This is a genomic window from Enterobacter sp. CGMCC 5087 (genome assembly GCF_003144775.1).
Lineage (GTDB): Bacteria > Pseudomonadota > Gammaproteobacteria > Enterobacterales > Enterobacteriaceae > Enterobacter > Enterobacter cloacae_M.
On sequence record NZ_QFXN01000070.1, the window covers coordinates 1 to 8,175 of the forward strand.

General features: G+C 60.4%; 7 protein-coding genes. 4 read left to right on the plus strand and 3 right to left on the minus strand.

Going from position 1 to position 8,175, the window contains the following annotated elements; translation table 11 throughout:
* Window positions 1-1,053, minus strand: a 1,053-nt coding sequence (locus tag DEO48_RS06495; RefSeq protein ID WP_109844683.1) for a PTS transporter subunit EIIC, incomplete at its 3' end; no start/stop codon positions are given.
* Between the two features lie 214 nt (window positions 1,054-1,267).
* Here DEO48_RS06495 and DEO48_RS06500 point away from each other — a divergent pair.
* The 4 genes from DEO48_RS06500 (at window position 1,268) to DEO48_RS06515 (ending at window position 6,206) form a co-directional block, all read left to right on the plus strand.
* Window positions 1,268-2,281 carry a LacI family DNA-binding transcriptional regulator gene (locus tag DEO48_RS06500; protein ID WP_109844684.1) on the plus strand — a complete coding sequence of 338 codons (1,014 nt, stop codon included), beginning with the start codon at window positions 1,268-1,270 and terminating at the stop codon, window positions 2,279-2,281.
* Between the two features lie 133 nt (window positions 2,282-2,414).
* Entirely contained in the window at window positions 2,415-2,960 is a 546-nt protein-coding gene (gene hydN / locus DEO48_RS06505) for an electron transport protein HydN (RefSeq protein WP_109844685.1), read from the plus strand.
* Window positions 2,961-2,965: 5 nt separating this feature from the next.
* Window positions 2,966-5,182, plus strand: a complete 2,217-nt coding sequence (gene hypF / locus DEO48_RS06510; protein ID WP_109844686.1) for a carbamoyltransferase HypF — start codon at window positions 2,966-2,968, stop codon at window positions 5,180-5,182.
* 1 nt (window position 5,183) lies between these two features.
* The gene (locus tag DEO48_RS06515; RefSeq protein ID WP_029742064.1) at window positions 5,184-6,206 is read left to right on the plus strand and encodes a HoxN/HupN/NixA family nickel/cobalt transporter; all 1,023 of its coding nucleotides are present in this window, start codon (window positions 5,184-5,186) and stop codon (window positions 6,204-6,206) included.
* A gap of 450 nt (window positions 6,207-6,656) precedes the next feature.
* Here the strand turns inward: DEO48_RS06515 and norW are convergent, their stop codons facing one another.
* Together norW and DEO48_RS06530 are read right to left on the minus strand one after the other, a co-directional pair.
* Window positions 6,657-7,790 (minus strand): NADH:flavorubredoxin reductase NorW, encoded by a 1,134-nt coding sequence (gene norW / locus DEO48_RS06525; protein ID WP_109844688.1) that lies wholly within the window; start codon window positions 7,788-7,790, stop codon window positions 6,657-6,659.
* Window positions 7,787-8,175: rubredoxin (locus DEO48_RS06530; protein ID WP_181366974.1), on the minus strand; the 389-nt coding region annotated here is incomplete at its 5' end. The genes DEO48_RS06530 and norW, both read right to left, overlap by 4 nt.

Here is an 8,175-nt window from a genome sequence, read left to right on the forward strand (position 1 = left end):
TTTCCACGCCACCGCCAGCGACGAGCCGCCGAGCGACAGGTTGGCGCCGATTTCCGACGGCATCACCATCCCTTCCTTGCCCGTTTCGGCAATGGTCTGAATGATGGTCGGCGTAAACACGCGATGCATCCCGGTCATCACCAGCAGCGGCCAGAGCGCGCCCATGATGGCGACGGAGAGCCAGCCCAGGTAGCCGTGAATGGTGTAGACCAGCGCGGAGATGGCGCTACCGATCCAGATCCCCAGCGGGCCAATCAGCACGATGGCGAGCGGGGCGGCAATCAGCACGATCAGCATCGGCTTGAGGAAGTTTTTCGTCACCGCCGGGGTAATACGATCCACCCAGCGTTCGATGTATGACAGGCACCAGGTCATCACCAGCGCCGGGATCACCGTGTAGGTGTATTTCACCGCCGTCACCGGAATAAAGGCGAACTCAACGTGCTCGCCCTGCGCGGCTTTCGCCATCAGCTCGATAAAGCTCGGGTGCACCAGCACGCCCGCGATGGCGATGGCCAGCGACATGTTGGTTTTGAATTTCACCGCCGCCGAGGCCGCCACCATCAGCGGCAGGAAGAAGAAGGCGCCGTCGCCGATGACGGTCAGAATAGTGAGCGTCGGCGCGCCTTTTGGCAGCACGCCGGTCATCTCGAGGATCATCGCCAGCAGCTTGACCATCGAGCCGCCGATGATCGCCGGGATCAGCGGAGACATGGTGCCGATCAGTGCGTCGAGGATCCCGGCGCCAACGCGGCGTAAGGTCAACTTCTGCGGACCTTCCGGCACCGCGGGCAGCAGGTCAGCGGGCAGCAGGCTTACCACTTCGCGGTACGCCTGTGAAACCGTGTTGCCAATAATGACCTGGCACTGGTTGTCGTTGCGTACCACGCCGAGCACGCCGCTGATGCTTTTCAGGCGCGCTGCGTCGGTCAGGCTTTCGTCTTTCAGTACGAAACGCAGACGCGTCATGCAGTGGGTGACGGCGACGATGTTCTCTTTGCCGCCCAGCGCGCTGATAACGTCGTTCGCCAGCGCAGCGTAATTTTTGGCCATCGGATGTGATCCTGTTATTGTTGTGAGACATGTAGGAAACCGGTTCCACATAATCATCATGAGTTTCTTTGGATGAAACAAGATCGCTTTTTGACCATTTTTTCGTTTCGTGATGCAGATCGCAATGGTGTAGCAAAAGCGTGATTTCACCGCTGCGACAATTTTTTTGCAGTGCAGTACACTGCGCTCCATCAGATTCAGACGGAATAATAATATGACCACGATGCTTGAAGTGGCGAAGCGGGCAGGCGTTTCGAAAGCCACGGTGTCCCGGGTGCTGTCGGGAAATGGCTACGTCAGCCAGGAGACCAAAGACCGGGTGTTTCAGGCCATTGAAGAGAGCGGCTATCGCCCGAATTTGCTGGCGCGAAACCTGGCAACCAAACGTACCCAAACGCTGGGACTGGTGGTGACGAACACCCTCTATCACGGCGTCTACTTTAGCGAGCTGCTGTTTCACGCCGCGCGCATGACGGAAGAAAAGGGGCGGCAGCTGATCCTCGCGGACGGCAAGCACAGCGCGGATGAAGAGCGCGAGGCGATCCAGTACCTGCTCGATATGCGCTGCGACGCGGTGATTATCTATCCGCGCTTCCTGAGCGTGGAAGAGATGGATGAGATCGTCGAGAAGTGCGAGCAGCCCATAATGGTGCTCAACCGCCGCCTGCGGAAAAACAGCAGCCACTGCGTCTGGTCAGATCATAAAGCCTCCAGCCAGGAGGCGGTGTCGCAGCTGATTGCGAAAGGGCACCGGGAGATCGCGTTTATCACCGGCTCGCTGGATTCTCCCACCGGGGTTGAGCGTCTCTCCGGCTACAAGGACGCGCTGGCGCAGCACGGTATTCCGCTGCGCGAGGGCCTTATTGCGCAGGGGAAGTGGAACCCCGCCAGCGGCGCGGCGGCGGTATCGGAACTGCTTGCTCGCGGTGAGCGCTTTACGGCGCTGGTGGCGAGCAATGACGATATGGCAATCGGTGCCATGAAGCAGCTGCACGACAGCGGCGTGGCCGCCCCGGACGCGGTGTCGGTGATCGGTTTCGACGACGTGGCCATCGCGCCCTACATCGTGCCGTCGCTTTCCAGCGTGCGTATTCCGGTGACGGAGATGATCAAAGAGACCATCAGCCGACTGATCTTCATGCTCGACGGCGGTGAGTTTAAATATCAGCAAACCTTTTCCGGCGAGCTGGTGCTGCGCGACTCGGTTATTGATGGCCCGCACCGCTGATGTCGACAGCTGTCATCGTCATAAGTGACGATGACAGCGCCGTCGTAATTTTTAAATTCATCTAAATCAATAGGTTAATTATTGGCACGGTTTATGAATATCTCCGCGCATAACTGTAATGCTGGAGAAGCAGATGAACCGTTTTATTATGGCCGATGCCAGTAAGTGTATTGGCTGCCGTACCTGTGAAGTGGCGTGCGTGGTTTCCCATCAGGCGGAGCAGGACTGCGCGTCGCTCACCCCTGACACCTTCCTGCCGCGCATCCACGTCATTAAAGGCGTGAATATTTCCACCGCCGCCATCTGTCGCCAGTGCGAAGACGCACCGTGCGCGAACGTCTGCCCGAACGGGGCGATTAAACGCGAGAAAGGCTTTGTGCACGTCATGCAGGAGCGCTGCATTGGCTGCAAAACCTGCGTGGTCGCCTGCCCGTACGGCGCGATGGAGGTGGTTGTCCGTCCGGTGGTACGCAACAGCGGCATGGGGCTGAGCGTACGTGCGGAGAAAGCCGAAGCCAACAAATGCGATCTTTGCTATCACCGCGACGCCGGTCCGGCCTGCATGGAAGCCTGCCCGACGTATGCGCTGGTCTGCGTGGATCGCGACAAGCTTGAGCAGATGAGCGCCGAAAAGCGCCGTCGCGCGGCATTCGACACGTCGTCATCGCTGCTGTTCTGAACCCTATGTGCAGTAACGGCGTACAGCTGCGCGTGCGCGGCAAGGTGCAGGGCGTGGGGTTTCGCCCCTTCGTCTGGCAGCTGGCGCAGGCGCTTCAGTTGACCGGTGACGTCTGCAATGATGGAGAGGGCGTGCTGGTGCGCCTCGCGGGTAATGGGGGGGCCTTTACCGCGAGGCTGCATCAGGACTGCCCGCCGCTGGCACGCATTGACCACGTTGAAACGCAGCCGTTTACCTGGGCGCAGGTGCCGGAGGACTTTACCATCCGCCACAGCGCGGGCGGGGCGATGGACACCCAGATTGTTCCCGACGCCGCGACCTGTCCGGCGTGCCTGGCTGAAATGCGCGACCCCGGCGAGCGCCGCTATCGCTATCCGTTTATCAACTGCACCCACTGCGGGCCGCGGTTCACCATTATTCACGCCATGCCCTACGACCGCCCGGCCACGGCAATGGCGCCATTCCCGCTCTGTGTGCCGTGTGAAGCAGAGTACCGCAATCCTGCCGACCGCCGTTTTCACGCCCAGCCGGTAGCCTGCCCGGACTGCGGGCCAGCGCTGGAATGGCGTGCGGGCGACATCACCGCTTCCCGTGAGGCTGCGCTGAGCGCGGCGGTGGCGATGCTGAAAAGCGGCGGCATAGTCGCGGTCAAAGGGCTGGGTGGTTTTCATCTCGTCTGCGACGCGCGTAATCCGCAGGCGGTCGGGACGCTTCGGGTACGCAAGCAGCGTCCCGCGAAGCCGCTGGCGGTGATGATCCAAAACGCGGACGGCGTGCCGGAGGCGATCCAGACGCTGTTACGCTCCTCCGCAGCGCCGATTGTGCTGACCCCAAAAGCCTCGCTTCCCGGGTTTCCCGAAGGGATTGCACCCGGGCTCGATTGTATTGGCATCATGCTTCCCGCTAACCCGCTGCAACACCTTCTGATGATGGACTGCCAGCGCCCGCTGGTGATGACTTCCGGTAACCTCAGCGGCAGACCGCCTGCCATGACCAACCAGCAGGCGCTGGATGAACTCGGCGACATCGCGGACGGCTTCCTGCTGCACAACCGCGATATCCTGCAACGAATGGACGATTCGGTGGTGGATCGGGACGGCGCGATGCTTCGCCGCGCGCGCGGTTTTGTGCCGGATGCCGTCACGTTGCCTGCGGGTTTTGAGAATCTCCCCGCCATGCTATGCACCGGCGCGGAGATGAAAAACACCTTCTGCCTGGTGCGTGGTAGCCAGGCGGTGCTGAGCCAGCATTTTGGCGATCTCGGTGACGAGGGCGTCGAAGCGCAGTGGCGAGGCGCGCTCTCGCTGATGCAGAAAATTTACGCCTTCCAGCCGAAGCGCGTGGTGTGCGACGCCCATCCGGGCTATCACACACAACGATGGGCGCAGGCGCAGGGGCTGCCGGTCGAAACCGTACTGCACCATCACGCCCACGCGGCGGCGTGCCTGGCGGAGAACGGCTGGCCGCTCGACGGCGGAGACGCGATTGCCCTGACGCTGGACGGGATCGGCATGGGCGAGAACGGCGCGCTGTGGGGTGGGGAGTGCCTGCGGGTGAACTATCTCGCGTGCGAGCGTCTGGGCGGGCTGCCTGCCGTTGCGCTGCCGGGGGGCGATCTGGCGGCGCGGCAGCCGTGGCGCAATCTGCTCGCCCACTGCCTGGCGTTTGTCCCTGACTGGCAGCTGTACCCGGAAACGCGCGCGGTTCAGCGTGAAAACTGGCCGCTGCTGGCAACGGCGATCCGGCGCGGCATCAACGCGCCGCAGGCCTCGTCCTGTGGTCGCCTGTTTGATGCGGTCGCCTGCGCGCTGGGTATTGAAACCCAATCCTGGGAAGGTGAAGCGGCCTGCCGGCTGGAAGCGCTGGCCTCGCAGTGCGCGGGCGTCGACCATCCGGTGACGTTGTCTGTCGACAACCTTGCGCTTTTCTGGCGGCAGTGGCTAGCCTGGCAGGCTGAGCCCTGCGAGCGCGCGTGGGCGTTTCACGACGCGCTGGCAAAAGGGCTGGCGGAACTCGCCGCGCGCCATGCCCGACGCCTGTCGCTGTCGACAATCTGTCTCAGCGGCGGCGTGCTGCACAACCGTCTGCTGCGCGCGCGCCTGCGTCATTATCTTTCTGACTTTACGCTTCTTTTTCCTTCGCGCCTGCCCGCAGGTGACGGAGCGATCTCCTTCGGGCAGGCGGCGATCGCCGCTGCCCGGTCATGTTCACAAAGGACTTAAAATGTTACGACTCTTACGCAATGAACCTCGCGCCGCGCTTCTGCTGCTGGCTCTGGTAATGGCAAACCTGCTGGCCTGGGGATGGGCATGGCACGCATTTAGCGGCAGCACGGCGTTGATGGCCGCCAGCCTGCTGGCGTGGTGCTACGGGCTGCGTCACGCGGTGGACGCTGACCACATCGCGGCCATTGATACCGTGACGCGTAAGATGATGCAGCAGGGCAAACGTCCGTCCGGCGTGGGGGCGTGGTTCTCGCTGGGGCACTCCACCATCGTGGTGCTGGCCTCCATTGCTATCGCCGCGACCGCGACGGCGTTTCAGAAAAACATGGAATGGTTCCACGAAACCGGCAGCCTGATTGGCACCGCCGTTTCCGCCACCTTCCTGCTGGCTATGGCGCTGGTGAACATGGTGATCCTGCGCGGCGTCTGGCGCAGTTTTCAGGCGCTGAAACAGGGCAGGCCCGTGCAGGGCGACATCACTCTCCCTGCCCAGGGCGGCGTCATGAACTGGCTGTTTGGCAAAACCTTCCGCCTGGTGAATAAAAGCTGGCAGATGTACCTGGTCGGTTTCCTGTTTGGCCTCGGCTTTGACACGGCTACCGAGATTGGCGTGCTGGGGATCTCTGCCGCCAGCGCGTCAAGCGGGATGTCGGTGTGGTCAATCATGGTCTTCCCGGCGCTCTTCGCCAGCGGCATGGCGCTGGTGGATACCCTCGATAACCTGCTGATGGTCGGTGCCTACGGCTGGGCGTTCAACAAGCCGCAGCGCAAGCTCTACTACAACATGACCATTACCGGCACCTCCGTGGTGGTGGCGCTGTTTATCGGCGGGCTGGAAGCGCTGGGTCTGCTGATGGACAAATTTGCCCTCAGCGGCGGCGTGTGGGATCTGATTGGCGCGGTAAACGACAACCTGGGCAACGCCGGGTTTGTTGTGGTCGGGCTGTTTGTCGCCTGCTGGCTGATCTCCATGGTCAACTACCGCTGGCGCGGCTACGACGCGCTGGTGGTACGTTCCTGAACCGGCTCCTGCACGGCGCAACCTCCGCGACTTCCTCAATGGCTGGCGCATAGCGGCATACCGATAAAAAGATGCTGAAAATATAGGTCTTTTGCGGAATAAAATATATTCCGCATTCTTCGCTTGTGTGAAATAGCGAGAAAGATAATTGAGTTATTTATAAAAATTCGCCATGATTTGCCTCCGGCCGATCATGTCTTTTTAGACTGAGTTGGCTGCGAATAATAAAACAGAATGATGTTTTTAATCTGTTTCAGATTAAAATATTTACGAAAATAATAAATAAGGGATTGATAGCGATGATATATCTGCTTTGCATTTATTTTATGAATAGGATTCGTAAAAAAAAGCTCCAGGATATCGGGGCGGTGAATAATAATATCCAAAGGTTAAGTAAGCATGACCCTTTAGCAGGCCGGGTAGGCGAAGCGCCACCCGGCAAAACGAGGGTTAAGCAGGTAGCAATTTCAGCAGAGCGAAAGCCTCCTTCATCCGATCTTCACTGACCACAAAAGCGCGTAGTTGATCCTCGCTGTCTACGCCATGCGCGACCATTCCCTGCTGTTCGAGGGTTATTTTCCAGCTCAGATCCTGACGCTGCGTTTCACCGGCAAGATGCAGCGGTAATTCTGGCGTTTTGACTTTAATCAGCATGGCGGGTAATTTCAGCGGCGCGCTGCCGCCGAGCAGGTTTTTCGCCAGATACATCGCGCTTAATTGAATTGGCTGTAAAAAGGGTAGTACCTGACCGTTAATTTCAGCGCAGTCACCTAACGCGTAAATATCAGGTTGCGTGGTTTGAAGGTAGCTATTTACCTTCACGCCACGCTGTATTTCGGCGCCTGCGCGATGCGCCAGCTCGGTTTCCGGGCGCAGGCCTGTTGCCGCGATTACCGCATCCACCTCAACGCTGCGGCTGCGGTCGAGCGTGGCACGAATGCCGCCTTCGGTTTTGCTCAGGCTTTGCAGCTGCGATTTCAACAGCAGATGCACCCCCATGTCGGTCAGGCGATGCTGTAAGCGACTGCTTACTTCTGCGGGCATCAGCGACGACAGAATGCTTGCCGCGTGGTCGACCAGAGTCACGGATTTTCCCGCCCGGCAGAAATCCATCGCCAGCTCGGTGCCTATCAGCCCGCCGCCGACAATCATCACGCGCTGCGCGTCGCGAAGCGCCGTTTCGCTGGCCTGATACTCCTGCTGGCTGTTGAGGGTGATCGTCAGCTCGCGGCCTTCAACCGGCGGCACAAACGCAGAGGCACCCGTGGCCAACACCAGTTTGTCGTACTGCCAGGTTTTCTCTTTTGCTTTCACCTCGTGGGCGGCAGCGTCGATATCGGTGACCCAGGTGTAAGGGAACAGACGCAGGTTAAACTGTTCTGCGAACTCACCCGCCGTCTGGCGGGTGAGGTCTTCGGCGCGCTGATTCTGGCTAATGACGTGGCTCAGATCGGGCTTGTTGTACTCGTCCATGCTGTCGGCGGCGATTACCGTCAGCGGCACGCTGGCGTCCTGCTTGCGGATGTTTTTCACCAGCTGGCGGGCGGCAAAGCCCGAGCCGATGATGACGATACCGTTGTTCATTTTGCCTCCGTACCCAGTTCGTCAAAGACGTCTTTCCCGAGTGAACATTCCGGGCAGAGGAAATTGTCCGGCACGTCACTCCACGGCGTGCCCGGCGCAACGTCCTGCAGCGGCTCGCCCAGTTCAGGATCGTAAATCCACTGGCAGACGCTGCACTGCATGCGCGGTCCGGGATCGGCGGCTGTCGCGGCGGCGCAGGCGCAGGTTTCCTGCTGTGCGGTCGGTTCGGCAGCTTGCGGAAGCGGTGCGAGCGCCCACTGACGGGCAATGTCGCGGCCGTGCTGGCGGCAGACCTCCAGGGCGTCAATATCCGGCCGCCATTTCGCCTTCAGGCTGAGGGACATCTCAAAGCCCGCATCCTGCAGGCGGGTAGACAGACGGTCTA